This window comes from Nocardiopsis sp. NPDC058789 (genome assembly GCF_042745575.1).
Lineage (GTDB): Bacteria > Actinomycetota > Actinomycetes > Streptosporangiales > Streptosporangiaceae > Nocardiopsis > Nocardiopsis eucommiae.
Genome location: NZ_JBHYOW010000025.1, coordinates 1 through 25561 on the forward strand (window position 1 = coordinate 1; position 25561 = coordinate 25561).

Below are 25561 nucleotides of genomic sequence, written 5' to 3' on the forward strand. Positions count from 1 at the left end.
CCCGAGCCTACATGCCCCGAGCGACTGCTCGAACCACTCTGTTTCGGGAGGACGTCGTGATCGCGGCCCGGTGCCGAGCCGAAACCGTGAAGGTTTCGCTCGCCGTCCCGCAGCGACTCGTTCGAGTGTAGGGGGATCGTGTGCGGACGTCAAACCGGGACCCGGAACGGGCGCCCTCAGGGCGATCCGGGCCTCTGGCACTTCCGCGCGGCCTCACACCAGGCTCGCGCCGGAACGTCGGCTGTGGTCAGACATGGACAGTCGTGCCCGGATCATCCCGAGGGCAAACCTCCGCCCCGTTCCGACCGCCGACCGACACGCGAGGGTCGGCCCCCCAAGGGGAGGCCGGCCCTCGACCGCCCGTGGGTCAGCCCTTGAGGACGACGCCACCGATGTTGCGCTTGCCCTTGCGGAGCACGACGAAGCGCTCCGCGAGCACGTCCTCCTCGCTGAGCCTGGCCTCGACGTCGGTGACCTTCACGTTGTTCACGTAGGCACCGCCCTCCTGGACGGCGCGGCGGGCCGCCGACTTGCTGGGCGTCAGGCCGCTCTGTGCGAACAGGTCGGTGACCAGCAGTTCGGTGACCGGACCCTCGACCTCGGACTTGGGCACCTCGGCCAGCGCGGCCTCCAGGGTGCGGCCGTCGAGCTCCGACAGGTCCGCGCGGCCGAACAGCGCCAGGCTGGCGTCCTTGACCTTGCGGGTCTCCTCCTCACCGTGGACCAGCGTCGTCAGCGCCTCAGCCAGGGTGCGCTGTGCCGCGCGGGCCTGCGGACGCTCCTCCGTCTGCCGCTCCAGCTCCTCGATCTCCTCACGCGAGAGGAAGCTGAACACCTTGAGGTAGCGGATCACGTCGCGGTCGTCGGCGTTGAACCAGAACTGGTAGAAGGCGTACGGCGAGGTCAGCTCGGGGTCGAGCCAGACCGTTCCGGTCTCGGTCTTGCCGAACTTGGTGCCGTCGGCCTTCGTGAGCAGGTTCGTGGTCAGACCGTGTGCCTGGCCGTGCGGCTCGTTGCCCTCGATCCGGCGGACCAGATCCAGACCCGCGGTGATGTTCCCCCACTGGTCGGAGCCGCCGGTCTGGAGCGTGCAGCCGTAACGCCGGTACAGCTCGACGAAGTCGTAGGACTGGAGGAGGACGTAGCTGAACTCGGTGTAGCTCATGCCCTCACCGTCGAGACGGCTCTTCACCGTCTCCCGGGCCAGCATCTGGTTGATGCTGAAGTGCTTGCCCACGTCACGGAGCAGCTCGATCGCGTTGATCTCCCCCAGCCAGTCGCCGTTGTTGGCGAGAATCGCGTCGGTCGGTCCGGCCTGTTCGCCCTCCGGGGCGAAGTGCAGGAAGGCGGAGAGCTGACCGGCCAGATTCCCGACCCAGCCCTTCACCGTCTCCACCGAGTTCATCTGGCGCTCGGCGTTGGGCTTGGGGTCACCGATCAGGCCCGTGCCACCACCGACGAGGGCGATCGGCCGGTGCCCGGCCTGCTGGAAGCGGGCCAGGGTCAGCGCCTGTGTGAGGTGTCCGACGTGCAGGCTGCCCGCGGTGGGGTCGAATCCGCAATAGAGGGTGATCGGACCATCGGCCAGCGCCTTGCGGAGTGCGTCAAGGTCGGTCGTCTGCGCGATCAGGCCGCGCCACTGGAGTTCGTCGATGATGTCGATCACTGTGTGGCTCTCTGTTGTGTAGGCGGGCCCTTCGGCCCGATCTGCCTAGCAGTGTAAGGGCGGGCGACCGTGCGGGGCACCCCGATATCCCTCACACGACCACGCTATCGGCCGGGTGTCGGTCCAGTTCACACGGTCGGGGACGGCAGCGGTCGGCGGGTGGAGCCCGTGCTCTTGACGTGGTTGGCTAATGACATTAGCTTTATGGCTACTGGCATGAGCCACGAGGTTCGTGCCGCGGACGAAGGAGACCGCCATGCACCACCTGCGACGCCCCGAGGGGCGGATCGCCTACGACCTCCACGGGACGGGCGACACGGGCACCCTCGTGATCTGCGTGCCCGGCATGTTCGACCACCGCTCCTCCTTCCGGTTCGTCGCCGCGGAGCTGGCCCGGGCCGGACACCGCGTGGCCGTCATGGACCTGCGCGGGCACGGGGACAGCGACGCCACCTTCGACCGGTACGACAGCCGCGCCACCGCCGGTGACGTCATCGCCCTGGTCGAGGAGCTCGGCGGCGGGAGGGCGGTGATCGCGGGCAACTCCATGGGAGCCGCCGCCGCGACCATCGCCGCGCTGGAACGGCCCGACCTCGTCGCCGGCGTCGCCCTGCTCGGACCGTTCCTGCGCCCGGCGGCCGTGAGCCGACTGACACGGGCAGCGCTGAGGGTCCTCGTCTCCGGGCCCTGGACCGCCCGGGCGTTGACGCTGTTCTACGACTCCCTGCACAAGGGGCGCGTCCCCGAGGGCCACGCGGAGCAGAAGGCCCGGATCCACGCGATGCTCCGTCCCGCCGAGCGGCGACGGGCCGTGGCCCGGACCATCGAGGCGCCCAACGAGACGATCGACGACGCGGGCGGGCTGACCGCCCCGGCCGTGGTGATCATGGGTGAGCTGGACCCCGACTGGAAGGATCCCCGGGCCGAGGCCGACTGGGTGGCCTCCGTGGTGCGCGGTCGCGTGGTCATGGTCCCCGAGTGCGGGCACTACGCGCAGTCGCAGCGCCCCGACGTCGTCGTCTCCGCGTTGGAGGACCTGATCAGGCGGGCGGAAGCCGTTGCCTAGGGCGGGGCTGACCCCCGGAGTGGTCACGGCGGAGGCGGCCTCGCTCGTCGACGAACGCGGGTTCGACGCACTGTCCCTGGCGGCCCTGGCCAAGCGGTTGGGCGTGGCGACACCGAGTCTGTACAAGCACGTCGACGGGTGGGACGGGCTGGTTCGGGAGGTGTCCCTGCTCTCCGTGTCCGAACTCGCGGAACGGTTGCGGTCCGCCGCGGTCGGCCGGTCGGGAGCGGAGGGCGTCCGGGCGGTGTTCGACGCCTACCGGCGGTACGCGCTGGAGCACCCGGGCCGCTACGCGTCGATCCAACGGGCCCCGGCGGCGTCGGACACCGAAGCGCACACGCACTACGCGCGGCCCGTGGAGGTGATCGCGGCGGTGCTGCGCGGGTTCTCGATCCCCGAGGGGCGGATGGTGCACACCATCCGGGCGCTGCGCAGCGCCGTACACGGATTCGTCGACCTGGAGACCCGGGGCGGCTTCGGGCTGCCGGAGGACGTCGACGAGAGTTTCGCCGTGCTGGTGGAGGGCTTCGTCCGCGCTCTGGACGGGTGGTCTGGCCGCGCCACGGGTGAGGAACAGCGGGGCTGACGAGGCGGAGCTGACGGGGTCGGGGCATTGCGGGCGGTGGTGCCGTCCCTGGGACCCGGGCGCCCCACGGTGGCCCGCCAGGGAACACTGACCCCCGGTGCCGTTACGGTCCGGCCCCGTGATGGGCCAAGCTGGTGGGACCCGGATCGGACGACCCGCCCGTCCCGGGAGGCAAGACAGTGTTGGAGTTCCCTGATGGCCCAGAAATCCTCCCCCCGAACCCCCGCCAAGGGCGGGAAGCCCACCTCCCGGCTGACCGCGATCATCAGTACCGTCGTCGGCGTCCTCGTCCTCGCCGCCTTCGTCCTGCAACAGCTGGGCGTGATCGACCTGGAGTCGGGTGACCCCGCCGTCGAGCAGCAGAGTGCCCCCGAGTCGAGCTCGGCCGACGTGGACCAGGCCCGAGAGCGGTTGGAGGAGATCCGGATCGAGGAGGAGGACGACCCGCCGGGATACGACCGCGCCCTCTTCCCCCACTGGGACTCCGGGGTCCAGGACAACTGCTCCACCCGCCAGGTCGTGCTGCTCCGCGACGGTGAGGACGTGCGGACCGGCGACACCTGCCAGCCGACCTCCGGTTCCTGGTACAGCGCCTACGACGGCGAGACCTACACGGACGCTCAGGACATCGACATCGACCACATGGTCGCGCTCAAGGAGGGGTGGCGGTCGGGCGCCCACGCCTGGTCGACCGAGGAGCGTCAGAAGTTCGCCAACGACCTCGACTCCTCGCAGCTGTGGGCGGTGAGCGCCTCGACCAACCGGGCCAAGGGTGACGCGGACCCGGCGAACTGGATGCCGCCGTTGGAGTCCTCGCACTGCGACTACGTGGTGTCCTGGATCGAGGTCAAGCACAAGTGGGACCTGACCGCGGACCCCGACGAGGAGTCCGCGCTGCGTGAGGTCCTGGCTGGTTGCTGATCCCGGCCCTCGAGCGACCGGGGCTCGGTGACGCGTCGGCCCGGCACACCGGGCCGACGCGTTAGGCCGGGTTCTCCTGGATCACTCCGCGCGCGGTGGCCAGGATCTCCTCCTCACCGATGAGGCCGAAGGGGTCGCGGACCTCGACGGCGACGCCCGGCGCGGGTGTCCAGAAGGCCTCGGAGCCGCCGTACAGCCCGCCGGTTCCGTTGTTGTCGAAGTCCCCGAGCTCCCAGGTGTCCGCGTCGCGCTCGTGGTAGCGGGTGAGGAAGGCACGGACCGCCTCCAGGTCGGTGAGCTGCTCGCTCCTCAGGACCAGGACCTGGAGCAGCACCTCGAACCCGCCGCCCTCCTTGGCCTGTTCCCAGGCCCGTTGGGTGAAGGAGACCTCCCCCCACTCGTAGGTGAAGTCCGAGGCCGAGGCCTGGGGACCGACCTTCGCGGGCAGGTGGCCGATGGTGAATCCGTCCAAGGGTCCTCCTCGGGGGCCGACGGCGGACACGGCCGCCGTGAGAACGAGTGCGAGCACGACGGCGAGGGCCGTCGAGGCCCACCTGGTCAGACGCATGGTCACCTCCACCGGCGGGCTCGGGACCGTCCCGAGTGACCGGTGATTCCATGCTCCGCCGGGCGGGCGGTCAGAACCAGAGTGTCCTCGAACCTGTGGATAACTCCGTTCCGACACACCGGCCGGAGGAGGGCCCGGGCCACCCGAGGTTCCCCCCGGGTGGCTCTGAGGGCCGGGGTACTCCCCCGTCCGTTCCGGGCACTCCCCCGCGCGGACCGGGGCCCGGGGTGCTCCCCCAAGGTGTACCCGAGGGCCGGAGCCTAGCGCGCGCCGCCGACGTGGTGGTCGTACAGGAACTCCGCGATCGCCAGGGACGAGGTCGCCGCCGGTGAGGGGGCGTTGCGGACACACACGACACGGCCGTGGGTGTCCACGTGGAAGTCGTCCAGGAGGCCGCCGTCCCGGCCCAGGGCCTGGGCCCGCACTCCGGCGGGCGCCGGGCGCAGGTCGGCGGCGGTGAGCTCGGGAAGCAGGCGGCGGGCCTGCCCGGCGAACACCGCCTTGGAGGCCGAGACCAGTGTCTCCCGCGCGCCGACGGTCCAGTGCTGGCGGGCCAGCCGCCAGAAACCCGGCCAGGCGAGCGTCTGGGCGAACTCACGGGCGTGCAGGTCGCGGGCGCGGTACCCCTCCCGGGCCAGGGCGAGGATGGCGTTGGGGCCCGCCATGACCTCGCCGTGCACGTGGCGGGTCAGGTGCACGCCCAGGAACGGGTACCGGGGGTCGGGCACCGGGTAGAGCAGTCCGCGCACGAGCTCACGGCGTTCGGGAACGAGCTCGTGGTAGTGACCCCGGAAGGGGACGACCCGCGGGTCGGTGCCGCCTCCCGCCATGCGGGCGAGCTGGTCGCTCTGGAGTCCGCCGCACAGGACCATCCGGTCGAACCGGTGGATGACCCGCTCCCCCTTGGGGTCCCCGGTGAGGGCCTCGGTACCGTCGAGGTCCTGACGGAGGTCGATGACCGGGGTGTTGAGCAGGACCCGGCCACCGGAACGGCGCACGTCGTCCGCGAGCTGCTCCGCGACCGCGACGAAGTCCGTGATGGCGGTGGTGGGAGAGTGCAGCGCCCCGACCCCGACCGCGTGGGGTTCGACCTCCCGCAGCCCCTCGGGGCCGAGGCGGGCGACCCCGGGGACCCCGTTCTCCTTGGCCTTCGCCTCGATGTCGTCCAGGCGCGCCTCCTCCTCCGAGTTCACCGCGACGAGGAGCTTGCCCGCCTCCTCGTAGGGCAGGTCGTTCTCCGCGCAGTAGTCCCTGAGCAGACCGACCCCCCTCCGGCAGAGGGTCGCCTTGAGCGATCCCGGGCGGTAGTAGAGCCCGGCGTGGACGACGCCGCTGTTGTGGCCGGTCTGGTGCGCGGCGACCCGGTTCTCCTTCTCCAGGACGGTGACTCGGGTGCCGGGGCGGTGGAGGGTGATGTGGCGGGCCAGGGCCAGTCCGACGATCCCCGCTCCGATGATGCCGATGTGTTCGGTGCTGCGCATGGGCGCACGCTAGCAACCCGGTGTCCGCGAGTGGGGCACCGGGTGACGTGCAACACGGGCGTCGCGGCCCGGAGTCACAGCGAGCGCAGTCCGACCAGGACGGCGTGCAGGATGTCCTCGCGGCCCAGGGGCCGGGACGGGCCGCAGGACTGGAGCGATCCCTCGGAGACCATGCGGGTGACCATCGAACGCACCTGGCCCATGGGGAGTCCGACCTCGGCGGCGAGCTCCGCCACGGTCCGGGCCCGCCGGGCGTGGTTGAGGATGGCCTCCCGCTCGGGGCGCAGCCACTCGTGGCGGCCGGGGGTACGGGCGGCCACCACGAGGGTGAGCAGGTCCAGTTCGGCGGTGTCCGCGGTGGGCGGCGCGGCCCGCTCCGTGGTTCCGACGTCGACGGCGTAGGGCCGCAGGAACCTCTCGTTCTCCGCGTCCTCTCCCTCGTCGGCGGGTCTGGGGCCGTTCCCGTCGGTGCGGTCGGCCGCGCCACGCTCCGTCAGGCGACGGGCGTGGCGGCCCTCAGCGCTCACTGTGTCCTCCTGGTGGTGTCGTGAAGGGCGAGACGTCGGACGGCGCGGGGTCGAGGGGCTCCTGCTCCCCGGAGTCGAGGCGCAGGGACGGCCCGGTGGAGCCGCCTCGGTCGCGCTGCGCCGACCGGCGGTGCGGGAGCCGTCCCCCGGAGGCGCCGTACGGCCTCCGGGGCTCCGAGGCGCCGACCCGGTACTGCTCGCCGCTGGGCGGCCGGGGCACCGCCTGGGGCTGGGGACCTGAGTGGACCTGCGGCTGGGGGCCGGAGTGCGCCTGGGGGCCGGTCCCCGCCTGGGGCCCGGTGCGGGGGGCCCGGTCGTGGTGGCCGGGGACCCCCTGCGGCCCGGACTGGCCGAACGGCCCCTGGGGTCCCGTCTGTTGGGTCGGCCCCTGGTGCGCCAGGTGACCGAGCGCGCCGGGGAAGGCCGGGACCCCGGCCGGGGAACCCGTGACCGGGACCGGGTTGTCCACGGGCTCCAACAGGCTGTCCGGGATGAGCGCGGTCGCCAGAGTGCCGCCGTAGGGCGAGGGGTGCAGCCACACGCGGATGCCGTGCCGTTCGGCCAGGCGGGCCACGACGAACAGACCCAGACGCGGGTCGTCGGGCAGGGCCATGACGTCGAACTCCGGCGGCCGGGTGAGCGTGCGCTCGGCCGCCGCGTAGCCCTGCTCGGACATGCCCAGCCCGCGGTCCTCGATCTCCACGATCAGACCGCCCCCGACCGGGGAGCACCCGACGTCCACGGTGGTCCCGGCGGGCGAGAACTGGGTCGCGTTCTCCACCAGCTCGGCCAGGAGGTGCACGACGTCCGCCACGACCTGGCCGTGCATGAGCACCCGGGGCGCGGACGTGAGCCGCACGCGTTCGAAGTCCTCGGTCTCCGCGATGGAGGCGCGCAGCACGTCCACGAGGGGGCGCGGCTGACGCCACCGGCGGGCGGACTGGCCGCCGCCCAGGATGATGAGGTTGTCCGCGTAGCGCCGGGCACGGGTGGCCAGGTGGTCCAGGCGGAAGAGCCGACGCAGCGCCTCGGGGTCCTGTTCCCTGTACTCGATCTCGTCGAGCAGGCGCAGTTGGCGTTGGACCAGGGTCTGGTTGCGGAAGGCGATCCCCAGGAAGGCCCGGTTGGCGCCCCGTCGGATCTCCGCCTGGCGGACGGCGGCCTCCACCGCGGTGATCTGGGCGCTGTCGAAGGCGTCCGCCACCTGGCCGATCTCGTCGTCTCCCTCCTCGTCCAGGGCCGGGAGCTCGTCCACCACGTCGACCTTGTCGCCGCGCTGGGCCCGCTCGATGATCTCCGGCAGGTCGGCGTCCCGGTCCAGGATCTGTTCGCGCAGGCAGGTCAGGCGTTCGGTGAGGCGGCGCGAGGAGCGGCCCACGAGCGCGATGGCCACCACCCCGCCGAGGAGGGTGACGGCCGCGGCGGCGACGCCCAGGGTGACCCTGAGCAGGGCGGCGCTCCAGGCCAGGTCCACGGTGCGTTCGATCTGGGACCGGGAGATGTCGTCCAGGGAACCGGCGGCGACGGCCGAGGAGGTGTCCCAGTCGTTGGCCTCGATGTCGATGGCGGAGTTCCACTCGGTGAGGGGCTCCTGGCCGGGGAGGGCGTCGTCGTTCTGGGCGACCGGCGGACGGGTGACGACCCTGCGGCTGAACCCCTCCGCCCTGGTCCACACGTCATCCTGGACCAGGGCCTCGTGGGCCGCGCGGATGCTGGGGTGCATGGCGTGGCTGACGGTGTGGAGGGTGGAGCGGTAGGAGGCGGTGAGGAAGGTGAAGTGCGCCGTCTCCTCGTAGGTCATCCGCTCCGCCGCGATGACCCCCGCGAGGAGGGCGTCGGCGGTCGCGTACTCCTCCCGCGCGGCCAGGAGCTCCCTGGTGAGGACGGCGTCGGTGAGGTTCTCCCCGCCGTCGGTGGTGTGCAGCAGCGCGATGACGGTGTCGGTGAGGGTCCCCAGGAGGTCGCCGTAGCCGCTGAGGGCCTCCCCCCGGTTGGCGGTGCGGGCGTCGACCGTGGAGCGCAGGGCCTCCAGGCGGTCGGGGGCTCCGGTCACCAGGGCGGAGTTGCGGTTCACCTCGACGTCCCTGCCGTCCTCCAGCCTCTCGGCCAGGGCCACGGCCTCGGTCAGGGCACCGTCGGTGGTGTCGCGCTGTTCCTCCAGGTCGTCCTGGCGGGTCGCCTCCCCTCCGCCGTCCTGGACTCCCAGGTGGACCATGGTCAGTCGGCGTTCGGCGCGCAGCTCGGTCGCGGCCCGGGACAGGATCTCCGTGCCCTCCCTGGCCTGGCTCACGGCGCTCATCAGCTGCGCGGCCTGAGCCGTGCCGAGCGTGGCCACGATGAGCCAGAGCGCGAGGAAGCACAGGCTCGGGATGAGCACGATCCGGTTGAGCTGCCCGCGGATCGTCCGGGTGGACGCGTGTGTTCTTCGCATGGCCCCCTCCAGCCCGTGCGGGTGCCGGGGCGTCCTGGGGAGGTGCCGCGGCGGCTTTCGGTCCTGCCGAGGCTATCGAAAAATCATTGCCGTACGTTGTCAAACAATCACGACTAGTTATACGAGCTTGTGGGGACGGTCGCGGCGCGCGCGTGGAGGAGGGGCGAATCCGACGTGAAGGGGCAGGTCACCCCCCGATCAACGCGAACAGGGCCGCCCGGTGGTCCGGGCGGCCCTGTTCGACGGGGTCCTGGCGGGGCGTGTCGCGGAGTCAGGACTCGGGACGGTGTCGGGAACCCACCGGGGCGGGCAGCTCCTCGGCGGTGGGCGGCTGCTCCACACCGAGCGAGTTGAGCACCTCGGCGTAGCGCAGCGCGGCGATCTTGCCCAGGAGGCTGTCCGCCCCCAGGGGAGCGCCGGGCCGGGCGCCGTGGCGCTCGGCGAGGTCGGCCAGGTACCGGGGCGGAACCTCCGGCCCCAGGGCGCTCGGCGCGATGACCGGGCGCTGGCTGCCGCCCTGGCGCAGCTGGGCCACGACCTGCTCGATCGAGGCCTCGTTCTCCAGGTCCGCCGGGAGCACCGTCAGCCCGAGCCGGGCCGCGAGCAGGACGGCGGTGACGCCGGCGGCTCCCACGGCCCCCTCACCCCCGACGGCCCCGACGACGACGCCGTCGGCCATGGTGGTGTTGCGGGCGGTCACACTGATCAGGCGCATACGGTCGGCGCGCACGAACCCGGCCTCGGCCAGTCGCAGGTGCAGCACCTCGGCCAGCATGGGGTGCGGGCCCAGCCCCTCGGTGACGCGGACGTCCGCGCGGGTGTGGGCCACGGCCGCCTCGATCGCGGCGTTGGTGCCCCCGTGCGGCGCCGTGACCAGGGGGACGACGACACCGGCGAGCGGTCGGCCCTCGGACTCCTCCAGGTCGGCCAGAGCCTCACCGATACCCAGTTCGTGGCCCTCGGTGTGCCCGAACCTGATCGTCACCTCGGGGCGGTAGGCCCGGACGAGATCGGCCATTCGGGCACCGATCAACTCACCGTCGGCGTCCCTGGCCTGTTCGGCCGTGCCCGGGACCGCCATGATCAGGGTGGGGGTACCGAACCAGTTGTCGAAGGACAGCGGGTTGCGGTGGCGTCCGGAACGCCGCTTGGGCAGTTCGCGTGGGGGAAGTCGGTCAGAGTTTCGCATACCAGGATTCAGACGAGAAGTGGATGGGGCGCGCTGTCAAAGCGGGTGGTCACTGCCGCGACATTGTAGCGTTCAACACCACATTCACGGGCGTTTCTCCTGAACGTACAACGGACCGACCCGGCTCCGACTGGCGGGGTCGCCCGCTCAACCGCTGAGTACCGGACGACGACCGTTGATGACGTGGGTCACCAGCTGGACGAGGACCTCCTTGGACGACTCGCGCTCCCTGGCGTCCGCCATCAGCAGCGGCACCTCCGCCGGTATGTCCAACGCCTCCCGTACCTCCTCCGCCTCGTAGTGCGCCGCACCGTCGAACTGGTTGACCGCGACCACGAACGGCACGCCCCGGCGCTCGAAGAAGTCCACCGCGTGGAAGCAGGTGTCCAGCCGACGCGTGTCGGCCAGCACCACGGCGCCCAGGGCGCCCTCCACCAGCTCGTCCCACATGAACCAGAAGCGGTCCTGCCCCGGTGTACCGAACAGGTACAGCACGATGTCCTCGTTGATGGTGATACGACCGAAGTCCAGGGCGACCGTCGTGGTGGTCTTGTTCTCCACTCCCCCGAGGTCGTCGACCCCCTGGCTGGCCTCGGTCATCACCTCCTCGGTGCTGAGCGGGGTGATCTCGCTGACGGAGGCCACCATCGTCGTCTTTCCCGCGCCGAACCCTCCGGCGATGATGATCTTGACCGCTTGGGGTATCGCCTCCGGCGCCTCACGCGCCTCCTGCGCTCCCGGTCGGTTCTCAGAGTCTGCGGATGCCATCGAGTACCGCCTGAAGTACTTTCTTCTCGGGAAGCTGGGCCACGGGCATCGCTGCCCGCGTGTGGACGTCCCCCTCGGCCACCAGGTCTCCGAGGAGCACCTTGACCACGGTCAGGGGGATGTCCAGGCGCGCGGAGATCTCCGCGACCGAAATGGGCCTGCGGCACAGGGTCAGGATCGCCTGGAGCTCGGGGTCCCGGGCACGGTCCTCACGGTCGGGGGCCGCCATCACGATCGTGATCAGGTCCAGTCCGCGTCCCGCGCTGCCCGGTCGGGTCCGTCCCCGGGTCATCGTGTAGGGACGGACCAGCGGCCCGGCAGGGGCGTCCCCCGGCGTGATCCCGGCGGCGGGACCCTCGGAGGTGGGGTGGCCCCGACCACGGTGCCAGGTGGGGTGTGCGCGCCGTGTGGGACCGCCCACGCCCTCCCCCTCCCTCACGGGCGGCACGCTCGACAGCGAGCCGCCGCGTTGTTCACCAGGGGTGCTCACGAGCTCCCGCCTCCCATGGCCGTGAGGTGGCCCGGCCGTCGTGGCGGCGCGGTGAGGAACTGACCCACCCTCTTGACCCGGAGGTTCATCTCGTAGGCGACCAGTCCGACGTCGGCGTCCTCGGTCGCCAGGACGGCCAGACAGGCCCCGGTGCCCGCCGCGGTGACGAACAGGTACGAGTGCTCCATCTCCACCACGGTCTGACGGACGTCCCCGCCGCCGAAGTGGCGCCCGGTGCCCCGGGCCAGGCTCTGGAACGCGGAGGCCACCGCGGAAAGATGCTCGGCGTCGTCCGAGATCAGTCCCCGGGAGCGTCCGAGCAGCAGTCCGTCGGCCGACAGCACGATCGCGTGGCTGGCTCCCACGACACGGTCGACCAGGTCGTCCAGGAGCCAGTCCAGGTTGTCCGCGGCCTTGCTCATGCCCACCATCTCAGTCGCTCTCTCCTGTGTGGTCGTCGGCGCCTGCACCGACCTGGTCATCACTGCTGTGCCCGAGCCCTTCGTGGCCGATCTCCTCGGCTCGACCGCGTCGGGTTCCGGCGCTGAAGGCGTCCATCATGCGGCGTGCCTGTTCGGGGCTGCGTTGCGACACCGGTTCGGTGTCGTACGGATCCGCGCCGGTCGAGGGGTCGTCGCGGAGCTGGGGTGCGAGGTTGGCCTGGCGCCTGCGCCGTGGCAGTCCGGCCCGGTCCGGTCTGGTCCCGATCGTCGTCTCGTCTCCTCCTCTTCGGGGCAGGGGCGCGTGGCCCGTGGGGCCGGGCTCCTCGCCGGGCCCGTGCGCGGGCTCGGGGGTCGGCTCGGGTTCGGGTGTCAGGTCCGGCACCTGGCGCAGCAGCGGCCCGTGGGGAACGTGGTCGCCCGTCTCGTCCGCGGGCCGGTCGTCGTGTTCGGGGACCGACCGCAGGACCGGGCGGGCGTGCCGGGGGCCCGCCTCGGCCGCCAGCAGGTCGGCGGGGTCGTCGTGCTCGGTACCCGCGTGGGGTTCCGGGCGGACCGATCCGGAGCGGGCGAGCACCGCCGCTCGGGGACGCTCCACCGGCGCACCGCCGCTGGAGACCACCAGGGCGCTGGGCACGAGCACCACGGCGCGGGTGCCTCCGTAGGGCGAGTGCCGCAGCTGCACCCCGATCTCGTGCTTGAGCGCGAGCCTGGCCACGACGAACAGGCCGAGGCGGCCGTCCGTCCCGGGGGTCATGACGTCGAACTCGGGTGCCTCCGCGAGCGTGGCGTTGTTCTCGTCCAGGACCTCCTCCGTCATCCCCAGGCCCCGGTCCTCGATCTCGATCACCACGCCCTTGGGGACGTTGTCGGTGGCGATGGTGACGTTCGTGTGGGGTGGCGAGTAGGCGGTGGCGTTCTCGACCAGCTCGGCCAGCAGGTGGATGACGTCGGCGACGACCGCTCCCACCAGGGACAGGTCCGGCACGGAGGTGAGTTCGACGCGGGCGTACTCGTCCGTCTCGGAGATGGCGCCGCGCAGGATGTCCACGAGGGGGACGGGGTGGCGCCAGCGCCGTCCGGGCTGGGCGCCGCCGAGGATGATGAGGTTCTCGGCGTGACGGCGGCCCCGGGTCGCGAGGTGGTCGAGCTGGAAGAGGCTCTCCAGCAGGTCCGGGTCCTCCTCCTCGCGCTCCACCCGGTCCAGGAGCTGGAGCTGGCGCTGCACCAGGGACTGGTTGCGGTGGGCGATGCCGAGGAAGACCCGGCTGACGCCCGCCCGGATGTCGGACTGCTTGACGGCGGCGCCGACAGCGGTGCGCTGGGCGATGTTGAAGGCGTCCGCCACCTGGCCGACCTCGTCGGTGCCGTGGTCGAGCTGCTTCATCTCGGTGTCGAGGTCCACGCTCTCGCCCGCTTCCAGGCGGCGCACGATTCGGGGGAGGTCGCTGCGGGCGATCCCGAGCGTCTCCGCGCGGAGCCTGGCCAGTCGGTAGGTGAGTCGGCTGGCGGAGCTTGCGGCCACCCCGTAGGCGACCGTTCCCGCGAACAGCGAGGTGATGCCGCCGCCGAGGGCCATCGTGAACATCCACGAGCTGGCCTCCTCGGTGGAGGTCACCACGCTGTCCACCCTGTCCGTGGTGACCTCCGTCAGCCCGGCGTTGACCTCGTCGGCGGCCTCGCGCCAGGCGCCGAGGCCGGCGGGCGGGGCGTGGTCGCGGTGGAGCTCCCCGGTGATGGGGTCGACCTCCACCGGTGCCTCGTGCTGGACGAGGGTGTCGGCCACCCCCATGGCCCGCGCCCACGCGGCGCCGCGGGTGATCCGCTCGACGCTGGCGGCCTGGTCCTCCTCGGCGGCCTCCGCGGTGTCCGTGCCGGTCTCGGCCCGGGCGACGGGCCCCTGCCCCTCGGAGAGCTCGTCGGGGGGTTCCTCCGCGCTCAGCCTGCGGCGCGTGTCCCCCGTGAGGGAGGCGATCTCGGCCTGGTGCGAGCGGGTGAGGTCGTTCTCGGCGAGCACGGCGGTGATGACGGCGTCGGCGTGGCCGAAGCTCTCCTGGGCCCACAGGAGGTTGTCGGCCTCGGAGGCGGCGTCGGAGACGAGCCCGTCGTCGAGGCCCTGGACGGTGGTCGAGTAGAGCCGGATGCCCTGCTCGACGGCGCCGGTGTAGGTGTCCAGGACGTCGGCCACCGCGCCGGGGTCGGCGAGGTTGTCGGTACGCAGCGCCTGCACGTCCTCGAGGGAGCCGAAGAACGCCAGGGCCAGCGCCTCGGGCTCGTCTCCTTCGCCCTCCAGCGTCTCGCGTACCTGGCGGAGCTGGGCGAGGGTCTCGTCGGTCGTTCGCGCGGCCTCGACGAGCGCCTGACGGGTCTCGCCTCCGGGGTCGGTGACGAAGTCGACGCTGAGTCGGCGTTCGTCCTGGAGTGCGGTGAGCGCCCCGGCGAGGTCGGCCCCCGCACGGCCGTCGGTGACGGAGTGGTGCAGTGACAGCGCCTGCGCGAGGGTGGCCGTGCTGAGCAGGATGAACAGCGCGAGAAAGGTGATACTGGGGATCAGCACGATTCGGTTGAGCTGTGTTCTGATTCCTGGCCCGCTACCGGACCTGGGCCCGCGACCCGTGCTCACTGGCTGACCCACTGCGCTCCTCCCACGGACTCGACGCGGGCACCGGAGACCACGCCTGGTGCGTGCCGGTCCCCGCACGGGTCGTCACGGTACGCGCAGATGGAAACACGTGCGGTGTCCGCAGACTCAGGACGCTACCGCACTCTTCCCCCGGGCGCGTGGGGAATCGGAGATTGGATTCGCTCGCGGGCACGGGCACGTCGCGCGCCCTTGGGGTGGTGTGTACACGCATGTCAGACGATGGGGGCTTAAGTCCGACCTCGCCGCGTTCCATGCGTCGAGGACATAGGCTGCTGCCCATGACGCAAGAGGACCGAGACCTGGACCGCCTGGTGCGGGGACGCATCCGCGCCCTCCGGGTGGCGCAGGGGTGGTCGCTGGAGGAGCTGGCCGCTCGGGCCCGGCTGAGCCAGTCCACCCTGAGCCGGATCGAGAACGGGCAGCGGAGGCTGGCCCTGGACAGCCTGGTGACCCTGGCCCGGGCGTTGGACACCACCCTGGACCAACTGGTGGAGAGCGCCACCGACGACGTCGTCTCCAGCCCGATGGTGGACGGTGCCCACGGAACGCTCCGGTGGCCGGTGCGGGCCGACCCCGGCATGACCGTCATGCGGCAGAGGCTGACCGACCCCCCGCCGGACCAGCCCTCGCGGATGCGGGCGCACCCGGGGCGGGAATGGCTGGTCGTGCTGTCCGGAACCGCGGTGCTCCTCCTGGGCGACCGGCGCATCCGGATCGAAACGAACCAGGCGGCCGAGTTCCCGACCATGCTTCCGCACGCGATCGGGGCCGAGGGTGGTCCGTGCGAGATCCTCGGGATCTTCGACCGCGACGCGCGCCGGGGCCACCAGCGGGGCGGCGCCGAGACCTCACCCTCCTGAACCTGGGCGGACGGACTTGCGCGTTCGGCACCCCCCGAGGAGACTCTCTTGCCTTTGGCGAAAGAAGTGCTGCCACTGACGCAAGGTCGGCCTAGCCTGGCCGCATGACGCACTCTCACAAGCAGCACGGACACCACTCGGCACACGACCGGCACGGCCACACCACGGAACACGCGCACGAGCGCGGCGCGCACGACCAGGCCCTGATCCTCGACCTCGACGCACGGGTGACGGCCCCGCTGACCGACGACGTCATCGCCTGGCTGCCCCTGGTGGGAGACCCGCGCGAGATCGTCGACCTGGGGGCCGGAACCGGGGCCGGAACCCTCCCGCTCCTCGCCCGCTTCCCGGAGGCGCGCGTGACCGCCGTCGACTCCTCGGCCGAGCACCTCGACCGGCTGCGGGCGAAGGCCCGGGAGGCCGGGGTGGCCGACCGCGTGCGCACGCTCCTGGCCGACCTCGACCAGGCCGACTGGCCCGACCTCGGTTCACCGGACCTGGTGTGGGCCTCGGCCTCCCTGCACCACATGGCCGACCCCGACCTCGCCCTGCGCCGGACCCGCGACCTGCTCGCTCCCGGAGGGCTGCTCGCCCTGGTCGAGCTCTCGGGCTTCCCTCGGTTCCTGCCCGAGGACGCCCCGGCGGAACGACCGGGGCTGGAGGAGGCCCTGCACGCGGTGAGCGACCGGTGGCACACCGGTCACGTGCCGCACCGGGGCGCGGACTGGGCCGAGAAGCTGACCGCCAACGGGTTCCGTGTCGAGGGTGAACGCACCCTGACGGCGGAGCTGGAGGGCTCCGGAGACCCGGTGGTCGTGGAGTACGCGCTCACCAGCCTCCGCCGCCTGAGGGAGAGCGTGGTCGACGCGCTGGTGCCCGAGGACCTGACCGCGCTCGACCGGCTGCTGGACAGCGGGGACCCGAGCGGGATCGCGCACCGGGACGACCTGACGGTGCGTACCGTGCGCTCCGTCTGGGCCGCCCGCCGCTCGGACTGATCCGGCCCGTCCGGCGGACGGCCGACGGGGCCGCGACACCGCCGGGCCGCACCGGTGGGGACCGCTCCGGTCCGAGATGTGCCAACGCGTCCGGCGATGAACCCGGTGATCCGGCACCACTGGCGGATCGGCGCCCCGGTCAGGGGGTCGTGGATCACCTACGACCACTGACCGGGGCACACATTGCACACCAACGATCTAGGCCGTGAAGGCCTTGCGGTGCTCCTCGACGTCGGCGCGGAGCCGGTCGAGCTGCTCCGCCACGCGGACGGGGGCGGTCCCGCCCCGGCCCGCGCGGGAGGCCAGGGAGCCCGCGACGGTGAGGACCTCGCGCACGCCCGGGGTCAGGTGCTCGGAGATCTCCGCGAAGTCGGCGTCGGTGAGCTCGGGCAGGTCGATCCCGCGCTCCTCGCACACCCGAACGCAGGTACCCGCGATCTCGTGGGCGTCACGGAAGGGGACGCGCTCACGGACCAGCCACTCCGCGATGTCCGTGGCCAGGGAGAATCCCTGCGGGGCCAGTTCGGCCATCCGGTCGGTGTGGAAGGTGAGCGTGGCGACCATGCCGGTCATGGCGGGCAGCAGCAGGTGCAGGCTGTCCACGGCGTCGAAGACCGGTTCCTTGTCCTCCTGGAGGTCCCGGTTGTAGGCGAGCGGGAGCCCCTTGAGGGTGGTGAGCAGGCCGGTGAGGTCACCGACCAGTCGGCCGGCCTTGCCCCGGGCGAGTTCGGCCACGTCGGGGTTCTTCTTCTGCGGCATGATCGAGGAGCCGGTGGAGAAGGCGTCGTCGAGGGTGATGAAGGAGAACTCCTTCGTCGCCCACAGGATGACCTCCTCCGAGAGCCGGGACAGGTCCACGCCGATCATGGCGGTGACGAAGGCGAACTCCGCGACGACGTCGCGGGCGGCGGTGCCGTCGATGGAGTTCTCCGAGGACGCCGGGAAGCCGAGTTCGTCAGCGACCGCCTCCGGGTCCAGGCCCAGGGAGGACCCGGCCAGGGCACCGGAACCGTACGGGGAGACGGCCGCGCGGCGGTCCCAGTCCCGGAGCCGTTCGACGTCGCGGACCAGCGGCCAGGCGTGCGCCATCAGCTGGTGGGCGAGCAGGACGGGCTGGGCGTGCTGGAGGTGGGTACGGCCCGGCATGGCGGCGTCGGGGTGGGCCCCGGCCTGGTCCGCGAGGGCGCGTACGAGGTCGAGGAGCTGGTCGGCGATGGACCGGGCCTCCTCCCGCAGGTACATACGGACCAGGGTGGCGATCTGGTCGTTGCGGGAGCGCCCGGCGCGCAGCCGTCCGCCGAGTTCGGCTCCGACCCGCTCGATGAACCCGCGCTCCAGCGCGGTGTGCACGTCCTCGTCCTCCAGCACGGGGGTGAAGTCCCCCGAGGCCACGTCGGCCTCCAGCCGGTCCAGCCCCGCGATCATGCGGTCGAGTTCGTCGGCGGTGAGCAGCTCCGCGCGGTGCAGGGCGCGGGCGTGGGCCCGCGATCCGGCGATGTCGTGGCGGGCGAGGCGCCAGTCGAAGTGGGTGCTGAGCGAGAGGCGGGCCAGGGCCTGGTCCGGTCCGCCCTCGAAGCGGCCGCCCCACAGGCGCAGGGCCTCGGGCTGGTCGGCCATCGTGGTCTCCTTCGTGACGTTTCGGGTGGTGCGGGACGGCGCCTGGGCCGTCCGGAGCCGGGGTGCGACGGCGCGTGCCGTCAGGGTCTGCGGTCGGCCAGCCGCAGCAGCGCCGCGGCCAGGTCCTCCCCGCCCCGCGGGTCGCGGGAGATCACCAGGATGGTGTCGTCCCCGGCGATGGTCCCCAGGATGGCGTGGAAGTCCGTGTGGTCGATGGCCGAGGCGAGGTACTGCGCGGCCCCCGGCGGGGTACGCACGATGACCATGTTGGCGGAGGCCTCGGCCGAGACGAGCAGGTCCTCGGCCAGCCGGGTGAGGCGGGCCCCGGAGACCTGTTCGAGGCTGAGGGTGTCGGGGCGGGTGCGCTGGAGGCGTTCGCCGCCCTCCCCCGGGAGCACGTAGGCCAGGTGACCGTCGGCGGTACGGAGTTTGACCGCGCCCAGTTCGTCCAGGTCCCGGGAGAGGGTGGCCTGGGTGACCTGCACCCCCGCCTCGGAGAGGCGCTTGGCCAGCTCCCCCTGGGAGCGGACGTCCTCACGGGTGAGGACGTCCGTGATGCGGGCGTGCCGGGCGGCCTTGGTCATGGGGGCCGGGCCGCTGGGGTCGTGGCTCATCGCGTCTCGGGCTCGGACTCGGGGTCGTCGCTGCTCTCCAGCAGGTGGGTGAGCAGGGCCTTCTGCACGTGGCGCCGGTTCTCGGCCTCGTCCCAGACCACGCTCTGGGGGCCGTCGATGACCCCGGCGGTGATCTCCTTGCCCCGGTACGCGGGCAGGCAGTGCAGCACGACGGCCTCGGGCCGGGCGGCGGCCATGAGCGCCTCGTCGACGATGTAGGGGCGGAAGGGGGCCTCGCGGTCCTCCTTCTCGTCCTCCTGTCCCATGGAGACCCAGGTGTCGGTGGCCACCACGTCGGCGCCCTCGGCCGCCTCCCGGGCGTCGGTGGTGACGGTGACCGATCCGCCGGTGCCCTCCGCGATCTCGCGGGCCCGGGTCAGCACGACCTCGTCCGGGTGGAACCCCTCAGGGGCGCCGATCCGCACGTGCATCCCGGCGGTGGCGCAGCCCAGGAGGTAGGAGTGGGACATGTTGTTGGCGCCGTCACCGAGGTAGGCGAGGGTGAGCCCGGCCAGGAAGCCCTTGACCTCGCGGACCGTCTGGAGGTCGGCGAGGATCTGGCAGGGGTGGAACTCGTCGGTGAGCGCGTTGATCACCGGGACGCCGATGTGCCGGGCGAGGTTCTCCACGTCGGCCTGGGAGAAGGTGCGCCAGGCGACGGCGGCGACCTGGCGCTCCAGGATGCGGGCGGTGTCCTCCAGCGGTTCGCCGCGCCCCATCTGGGTGCTGCCGGAGTCCAGGACCAGCGGGCTGCCGCCGAGGTCGGCCACGCCCACGGAGAAGGACAGCCGGGTCCGGGTCGAGGGCTTGTCGAAGAGCAGGGCGACGGTGCGCGGCCCGGCCAGGGGACGGTACGCGAAGCGGTCCCGCTTCATCTCGTCGGCCAGGTCGAGGACGCGGGTCTGCTCCTCGGGCGTGAGGTCGTCGTCACGCAGGAAGTGGCGGGTCATGACTGCTGCTCCTTCGTGGCGGCGGCTTCGGCGGCGTCGAGGATGGTGGGCAGGGCCTCGATGAACACACCGATCTGCTCGGGGGTGATCACCAGGGGCGGGGCCAGTCGGATCGCGTCGGGCGCGACCGCGTTGACCAGGAAGCCGCGGACCGCCGCCTGTTCCTGGACGTGCGCGGCGTGCGGCCCGGTGAGCACGAGCGCGCGCCAGAGCCCGCTGCCGCGCTGTCCGGACAGGAGGGGGTGGTCGATGCCCTCGATCTGCTCGGCGAGCAGGTCGCCCATCACCTTGGTGTGGGCGAGCAGGCCCTCGGTCTCGATGGTGTCGATGACGGCCAGCGCGGCGGCGCAGGCCACGGGGTTCCCGCCGAACGTGGAGCCGTGGTCGCCCTTCTGGAAGGCGTCCGCGAAGCGGCCGAAGCCGACGCAGGCGCCGATGGGCAGCCCGCCGCCGAGGCCCTTGGCGAGGGTGAGCACGTCGGGGCGCACGCCCTCCTCCTGGTGGGCGAACCACTGGCCGGTGCGGCCGATGCCGCTCTGGATCTCGTCCAGGACGAAGGCGGCGCCGGTGCGGTCGCACAGGGCGCGGACCCCGGCGAGGTAGCCCTCGGGGGCGGGGACCACTCCGGCCTCCCCCTGGGTGGGTTCGACGAACACGGCCACGCAGTGCTCGTCGACCGCCTCGGTGAGGGCGTCGATGTCGCCGTGGGGAACGAAGCGCACGTCCGTGCCGTAGGGGCCGAAGGGCTCGCGGATGGAGTCCTTGCCGGTCAGGGCGAGGGCCCCGGCGGAGCGGCCGTGGAAGCCCTTGGCGGCGGCCACGAAGTAGTGGCGGCCGGATCCGGCGGCGCGCTTGACCAGCTTGAGCGCGGCCTCGTTGGCCTCGGTTCCGGAGTTGGCGAAGAACACCTTGGCGTCGCCGCCGACCAGCTCGACCAGGCGCTCGGCCAGCTGGACCTCGCGCTCGTGCACGAAGAGGTTGCTGGTGTGGGCGAGGGTGGCCGCCTGGTGGGCGACCGCCTTGACCAGGGCGGGGTGGCCGTGACCCAGGCTGGACACGGCGATGCCCGCGATGAGGTCGAGGTACTGGCGGCCGTCGGCGTCGTAGACCTCGCAGCCGCGCCCGAGGGCCAGGGCCACCGGCGGCACGCCGTAGTTGGGCATGAGCGAGGCGGCGAAGCGCTCCCTCAGGTCGCTGCTGGTCACTTGTGGTCTCCCGTGTTCGGTTCGGAGGTGTGGGTGGGGCGCCAGGGGCGCGGGTAGTGGCCGTTCCCGGAGAGGAGTTCGGCCTCCAGCTCCTCGTCGGCGACCATCGTGCCGACGCCCAGGTCGGTGAAGACCTCGAGGAGCAGGGAGTGCGGCACACGACCGTCGATGATGTGGGCCTGGGGCACGCCGCCCTCGACCGCCGTCAGACAGGCCTCCATCTTGGGGAGCATCCCCGCGGAGAGGGAGGGCAGGAGGGCGCGCAGTTCGTCCACGTTGAGGCGGCGGATGAGGTCGGTGTTGGCCGGGTAGTCCGCGAACAGGCCCTCGACGTCGGTGAGCATGATGAGCTTGCTCGCTCCCAGGGCGACGGCGAGCGCGGAGGCGGCGGTGTCGGCGTTGACGTTGTAGACGCCGCCGTCGTCGGCTCGGGCGACGCTGGAGACCACGGGGATGCGGCCGTCCGCGATGAGCGCGGAGACCGCTCCGGGGTCGACCTCGCTGACCTCTCCGACCCGGCCGATGTCGACGGTCTCGCCGTCCACCTGCACGCTCTTGCGTTCGGCGTAGAGGAGGTTGGCGTCCTCACCGGACATACCGACCGCGAAGGGGCCGTGCTGGTTGACCAGCCCGACGATCTCGCGGTTGACCTGCCCGGTGAGGACCATCCGGACGATGTCCATGGCCTCGTCGGTGGTGACCCGCAGCCCGGCGGTGAAGCTGGACTCCACTCCGGAGCGGTCCAGCATGGCGCTGATCTGGGGTCCGCCGCCGTGGACGACGACGGGGCGCAGGCCCGCGTAGTAGAGGAAGACGATGGACTCCGCGAAGCGGACCCGGAGCTCCTCGCTGATCATGGCGTTGCCGCCGTACTTGACCACGACCGTGCGACCGTGGAAGCGGGAGAGCCAGGGCAGCGCCTCGATGAGGTGCGCCGCCTTGTCCATGGCCTGGGCCTGGTCCTGCGTGGTGGGTGTCGCGGAGTTCACTGGTGGGCCTGCCTGTCCTGGGGGGATCCGGGTTCGGAGGTGACGGACGCGGGCGTGTCCGCCGCGATCTGGGCCGCGAGCTCCTCGCAGACCCGGGTGAGCAGGAGGGCGACCGCCGGCTCGTCCGGGGTGACCGGGGCCGCGCCGCTGGCCATCAGCAGGACGGTGTCGTTGGTGCCGGTCAGCGGGGCGAGAGCCGAGGCGGTCGCGTCGGTGACCAGGCGCTGGCACTGTTCGGGGGTGAGTGCGGCGTCGGTGGTCAGGACGCACAGGGCGGAGCCGACGGAGGCGTCGGGGCCCTTGGCCATGCCGCCGACGGTGACGCCCTCGCCGCGTCGGAAGGCGAACTTGGCGACGGTGTCGTCGGTGCGGACGGCGTCGGCGGCGGCGAGCCCGCCGCCCCGGGCCGCCTGGGCGAGAGCGTCCGCCACGGCGGTGTTGAGGGGGTCGGTCCTCGGTACGGTGCCGACCTCCCCGGCGGAGCAGAGCGCGACCTCGGCGGCGGAGTCGGCCAGGAGGTCGGCGGTGTGCTCGGCCTGGGCGTGGGCGGCCTGGAAGCCGAGCGGTCCGGTGGCGGCGTTGGCCCCGCCGGAGTGGAGGACGACGGCGCGGACGCGTCCGCCCGCGACGACCTGCCGGGTCCACAGGACGGGGGCGGCGGGCTCGGGGTGGTCGGTGAAGACCGCTCCGGCCGCGCGTGCGGGGCCGTCGTTGACGACGACGGCCAGGTCACGGGTGTGGTCGGTGCCGGTTCCGGTGGTCACACCGGCGGCGCGGAAGCCCTGGGGCGCGGTGACGCTCATGTCGGCACTCCCTAGGGCGCGACCGCGGCGAGCGGGAGGCCGGTGGTCTCGGGCAGGCCGAGGGCGAGGTTGGTGCTCTGGACCGCTCCGCCGGCAGTGCCCTTGGTGAGGTTGTCCAGGGCGGCGACGACGACCATGCGACCGGCGTCGGGGTCCACGGTGACCTGTACGAGCGTGGTGTTGGCGGCGAGGGTCATGGCGGTGTTGGGCCAGGTGCCCTCGGGGAGCAGGTGGACGAAGGGTTCGTCGGCGTAGGTGGTCTCGTAGGCGGCGCGCACCTGGTCGGCGGTGACCCCGGGTTTGAGGGGCGCGGTGCAGGTGGCGAGGATGCCGCGCGGCAGCGGTGCCAGGACCGGGGTGAAGGAGAGGCGGACCGGTTCGCCGGTGACGGCGGTGAGGTTCTGGACGATCTCGGGGTTGTGCCGGTGGGTGCCGCCGACCCCGTAGGGGCTGAGGGCTCCCATGATCTCGCTGCTGACCAGGTTGGGCTTGGGCGCCTTGCCCGCGCCGGAGGTGCCGGTGACGGCCACGACGGTGAGGTCGGTCTCGACGAGCTGCTGGGCCAGGCCGGGGAAGAGGCCGAGGGTGGCGACGGTGACGTGGCAGCCGGGGACGGCGATCCGGCGGGCGCCGGTGAGGCGGTCGCGCTGGCCGGGGAGTTCGGGGAGGCCGTAGGGCCAGGTCCCGGCGTGCGGGGTGCCGTAGAAGCGTTCCCACGCGGCGGCGTCGTTCAGGCGGAAGTCGGCACCGCAGTCCACGACCAGCACGTCGTCACCGAGCTGGTGGGCGATGTCGGCGGACTGCCCGTGCGGGAGGGCGAGGAAAACGACGTCGTGGCCGCGCAGTTCCTCGACGGTGGTGGGCACGAGGGTGCGGTCGGCCAGCGGAAGCAGGTGGGGCTGGTGCTGGATCAGGGGGGTCCCGGCGTTGCTGCCCGCGGTCAGGGCGCCGATCTCGATGTCGGGGTGTCCCAGGAGCAGACGCAGCAGCTCGCCCCCGGCGTAGCCGCTGGCTCCGGCGATGGCCGCTGTGTATCCCATGGTGAGACCCTCTCTGACTCGCTTGGACTGAACCATCATGCATGCCAGTGTAATTTTATGCAACTGACGGCGGTCGAAGCGGGGGTGCGCGGGGAGGGTATGGCGGGTCGAGCGGCGACCCGGCCGGGGGGACGGCGGGTCAGTTCCCGGGCATGCGCGTGGCGAGGTCGGCCAGGCGGGAGGTGTGGCCCTTGCCCTCGGTCCGGGACTCGCGGCGGTCGGCCGTCCGGTAGAGACCGCGCACGACCTGGGTCCCCATCCAGCGCAGCGGCTCGGGTTCCCAGCCGCGCACCTCGTGCCCGACCCACGGCAGGCGGGTGAGGTCGCTGCTGCGCCCCAGGACCAGGTCGCGCAGGGTGCGACCCGCGAGGTTGCTGGTGGAGACGCCGCTGGTGGAGTAGCCGCCCGCCCAGCCCAGACCGGACGCGGTGTCCAGGTTCACCGTCGGTGACCAGTCCCGGGGCACCCCGAGCACGCCCGACCAGGCGTGCTCGATCGGGGCGTCCGCGACACCGGGGAACATCCCGGTCAAGGAGCGCCACAGTTCGGCGATGGCCTGGGGCGCGGTGGCCCCCTCGTTGTCCTCGGAGGCGCCGAGGCGGTGCGGGGCGCCCCGGCCGCCGATGGCGATGCGGTCGTCGGCGGTGCGCTGGGCATAGACGTAGGAGTGGGCGGAATCCCGCAGGAGCTCACGGCCCTCCCATCCGATGTCCTCCCACAGCTCCGCGGCGATCGGCTCGGTGACGATCATCGAGGAGTACATGGGACGCCACCGGCGGCGCTGCCCGCGCAGGGTGGAGGTGAAGCCCTCGGTGGCCCGCAGCACGTGGTCGGCGCGGACGGTGCCGTGCTCGGTGACCACGGACGGACGCTCGGACCCCTCACGGGGCCGGATCTCCGTCACCGGGGTGTCCTCGAAGATCTCGACGCCCAGCGCCTCGACCACGCGGGCCAGACCGGTGACCAGCTTGGCCGGGTGGACACGGGCGGCGTGCCGCGAGTAGGCCGCGGCGACCGCGCCGTCCACCGTGATCGGGGGCGCGTGGTCCGGGTCGACCATGTGGATGTCGTCGGGCCAGTAGCCCCAGTCCTGGAGGTGGTCGATGTGGGCCCGGAGACGTTCGTGCTGGGCCGCGTTGCTGGCGACCAGGCGCATGCCGCCCTTGACGACGTCGGCCTCGATCCCCTCGGCCTCGGTGACCGCGACCACCTCGTCCACCGTGTTCATCAGGGCACGCTGGAGCGCGATCATGGCGGGCTTGCCATGTGACCGTGCGTAGTCCTCCTGGGAACCGGAGAACTCCGCGGACAACCACCCTCCGTTACGCCCCGACGCCCCGAACCCGGCGAACTCCCGCTCGACGACGCAGACGCGCAGGTCAGGCTGGTCCTTCTTGAGGTAGTAAGCGGCCCAGAGACCGGTGTACCCGGCCCCGACCACGCAGACGTCGTAGTCGGCGTCACCGGGGAGGGGGGATCTCCGTTCGGGCAGACCGTCCTCGCGGAACCAGAAGGAGACGCCACCGTTGGCGAAGCGAGAGGACCGGGGAATGGGCCTCATCTGGGCAGCAGTGGTGAACAGCCTCATTCGTTCCCCCCGGAACCTCAGTGCTCCCGACCCACCCCGCATGGGCCCCCGAACTCTGGCCAACCTACATGGGAACGAAGGCGCATGGGATGTTTTCGGCACATTCACGTGGATCGACAC

The 25561-nt window shown here is 72.2% G+C and carries 23 protein-coding genes; 5 read left to right on the plus strand and 18 right to left on the minus strand.

The window, feature by feature from the left end; all coding sequences use genetic code 11:
- Window positions 1-367: 367 nt before the first annotated feature.
- Complete coding sequence (tyrS, locus tag ACFW3L_RS24875) at window positions 368-1666, minus strand: tyrosine--tRNA ligase (RefSeq protein ID WP_378747107.1); 1299 nt, start codon at window positions 1664-1666, stop codon at window positions 368-370.
- A gap of 256 nt (window positions 1667-1922) precedes the next feature.
- On the opposite strand from tyrS, the gene ACFW3L_RS24880 reads away from it, so the two are divergent.
- From ACFW3L_RS24880 to ACFW3L_RS24890, 3 genes are all read left to right on the plus strand, one after another.
- Window positions 1923-2732: an alpha/beta fold hydrolase gene (locus ACFW3L_RS24880; protein ID WP_378747108.1), complete on the plus strand. Its 810-nt coding sequence runs from the start codon at window positions 1923-1925 to the stop codon at window positions 2730-2732.
- Complete coding sequence (locus tag ACFW3L_RS24885; RefSeq protein ID WP_378747109.1) at window positions 2725-3318, plus strand: TetR/AcrR family transcriptional regulator; 594 nt, start codon at window positions 2725-2727, stop codon at window positions 3316-3318. The genes ACFW3L_RS24880 and ACFW3L_RS24885 overlap by 8 nt, the downstream gene beginning before the upstream one ends.
- A gap of 195 nt (window positions 3319-3513) precedes the next feature.
- Window positions 3514-4239, plus strand: coding sequence for an HNH endonuclease family protein (locus tag ACFW3L_RS24890; RefSeq protein ID WP_378747110.1), 726 nt, complete (start codon window positions 3514-3516; stop codon window positions 4237-4239).
- Window positions 4240-4300: 61 nt separating this feature from the next.
- On the opposite strand, the gene ACFW3L_RS24895 is transcribed toward ACFW3L_RS24890, so the two are convergent.
- The 9 genes from ACFW3L_RS24895 to ACFW3L_RS24935 all read right to left on the minus strand — a co-directional run bounded on the left by ACFW3L_RS24895 (window position 4301) and on the right by ACFW3L_RS24935 (window position 14768).
- Window positions 4301-4807: a hypothetical protein gene (locus tag ACFW3L_RS24895; protein WP_378747111.1), complete on the minus strand. Its 507-nt coding sequence runs from the start codon at window positions 4805-4807 to the stop codon at window positions 4301-4303.
- Window positions 4808-5067: 260 nt separating this feature from the next.
- On the minus strand, window positions 5068-6288 hold the full coding sequence (gene lhgO / locus ACFW3L_RS24900) for an L-2-hydroxyglutarate oxidase (protein WP_378747112.1): 1221 nt from the start codon (window positions 6286-6288) through the stop codon (window positions 5068-5070).
- Window positions 6289-6362: 74 nt separating this feature from the next.
- On the minus strand, window positions 6363-6815 hold the full coding sequence (locus ACFW3L_RS24905; protein WP_378747113.1) for a DUF742 domain-containing protein: 453 nt from the start codon (window positions 6813-6815) through the stop codon (window positions 6363-6365).
- The gene (locus ACFW3L_RS24910; RefSeq protein ID WP_378747114.1) at window positions 6805-9246 is read right to left on the minus strand and encodes a nitrate- and nitrite sensing domain-containing protein; all 2442 of its coding nucleotides are present in this window, start codon (window positions 9244-9246) and stop codon (window positions 6805-6807) included. Before ACFW3L_RS24910 ends, ACFW3L_RS24905 begins: the two co-directional genes overlap by 11 nt.
- A 271-nt stretch (window positions 9247-9517) precedes the next feature.
- On the minus strand, window positions 9518-10435 hold the full coding sequence (locus ACFW3L_RS24915; RefSeq protein WP_378747115.1) for a sirohydrochlorin chelatase: 918 nt from the start codon (window positions 10433-10435) through the stop codon (window positions 9518-9520).
- A 147-nt stretch (window positions 10436-10582) separates the two neighbouring features.
- On the minus strand, window positions 10583-11203 hold the full coding sequence (locus ACFW3L_RS24920) for an ATP/GTP-binding protein (protein WP_378747116.1): 621 nt from the start codon (window positions 11201-11203) through the stop codon (window positions 10583-10585).
- A complete protein-coding gene (locus ACFW3L_RS24925) occupies window positions 11184-11642 on the minus strand; it encodes a DUF742 domain-containing protein (protein WP_378747158.1) in 459 nt (152 codons plus the stop codon). The genes ACFW3L_RS24920 and ACFW3L_RS24925 overlap by 20 nt, the downstream gene beginning before the upstream one ends.
- A gap of 47 nt (window positions 11643-11689) precedes the next feature.
- Window positions 11690-12124: a roadblock/LC7 domain-containing protein gene (locus ACFW3L_RS24930; protein ID WP_378747117.1), complete on the minus strand. Its 435-nt coding sequence runs from the start codon at window positions 12122-12124 to the stop codon at window positions 11690-11692.
- 1 nt (window position 12125) lies between these two features.
- Window positions 12126-14768, minus strand: a complete 2643-nt coding sequence (locus tag ACFW3L_RS24935) for a nitrate- and nitrite sensing domain-containing protein (protein WP_378747118.1) — start codon at window positions 14766-14768, stop codon at window positions 12126-12128.
- A gap of 287 nt (window positions 14769-15055) precedes the next feature.
- Here ACFW3L_RS24935 and ACFW3L_RS24940 point away from each other — a divergent pair, with 287 nt between their 5' ends.
- Both ACFW3L_RS24940 and ACFW3L_RS24945 read left to right on the plus strand, forming a co-directional pair.
- Window positions 15056-15637: an XRE family transcriptional regulator gene (locus ACFW3L_RS24940; RefSeq protein ID WP_352387786.1), complete on the plus strand. Its 582-nt coding sequence runs from the start codon at window positions 15056-15058 to the stop codon at window positions 15635-15637.
- Window positions 15638-15741: 104 nt separating this feature from the next.
- A complete protein-coding gene (locus ACFW3L_RS24945) occupies window positions 15742-16635 on the plus strand; it encodes a class I SAM-dependent methyltransferase (protein ID WP_378747119.1) in 894 nt (297 codons plus the stop codon).
- 198 nt (window positions 16636-16833) lie between these two features.
- Here the strand turns inward: ACFW3L_RS24945 and argH are convergent, their stop codons facing one another.
- From argH to ACFW3L_RS24985, 8 genes are all read right to left on the minus strand, one after another.
- Entirely contained in the window at window positions 16834-18252 is a 1419-nt protein-coding gene (gene argH, locus ACFW3L_RS24950; RefSeq protein ID WP_378747120.1) for an argininosuccinate lyase, read from the minus strand.
- 80 nt (window positions 18253-18332) lie between these two features.
- Complete coding sequence (locus ACFW3L_RS24955) at window positions 18333-18866, minus strand: arginine repressor (RefSeq protein ID WP_378747121.1); 534 nt, start codon at window positions 18864-18866, stop codon at window positions 18333-18335.
- Window positions 18863-19816: an ornithine carbamoyltransferase gene (gene argF / locus ACFW3L_RS24960; protein WP_378747122.1), complete on the minus strand. Its 954-nt coding sequence runs from the start codon at window positions 19814-19816 to the stop codon at window positions 18863-18865. The genes ACFW3L_RS24955 and argF overlap by 4 nt, the downstream gene beginning before the upstream one ends.
- A complete protein-coding gene (locus ACFW3L_RS24965) occupies window positions 19813-21021 on the minus strand; it encodes an acetylornithine transaminase (protein ID WP_378747123.1) in 1209 nt (402 codons plus the stop codon). Before ACFW3L_RS24965 ends, argF begins: the two co-directional genes overlap by 4 nt.
- Window positions 21018-21968, minus strand: a complete 951-nt coding sequence (gene argB / locus ACFW3L_RS24970) for an acetylglutamate kinase (protein ID WP_378747160.1) — start codon at window positions 21966-21968, stop codon at window positions 21018-21020. Before argB ends, ACFW3L_RS24965 begins: the two co-directional genes overlap by 4 nt.
- A 38-nt stretch (window positions 21969-22006) precedes the next feature.
- Window positions 22007-22813 carry a bifunctional ornithine acetyltransferase/N-acetylglutamate synthase gene (locus ACFW3L_RS24975; protein ID WP_378747124.1) on the minus strand — a complete coding sequence of 269 codons (807 nt, stop codon included), beginning with the start codon at window positions 22811-22813 and terminating at the stop codon, window positions 22007-22009.
- 11 nt (window positions 22814-22824) lie between these two features.
- On the minus strand, window positions 22825-23853 hold the full coding sequence (argC, locus tag ACFW3L_RS24980) for an N-acetyl-gamma-glutamyl-phosphate reductase (RefSeq protein ID WP_378747125.1): 1029 nt from the start codon (window positions 23851-23853) through the stop codon (window positions 22825-22827).
- A 139-nt stretch (window positions 23854-23992) separates the two neighbouring features.
- On the minus strand, window positions 23993-25414 hold the full coding sequence (locus ACFW3L_RS24985; protein WP_378747126.1) for an NAD(P)/FAD-dependent oxidoreductase: 1422 nt from the start codon (window positions 25412-25414) through the stop codon (window positions 23993-23995).
- Window positions 25415-25561 lie beyond the last annotated feature (147 nt).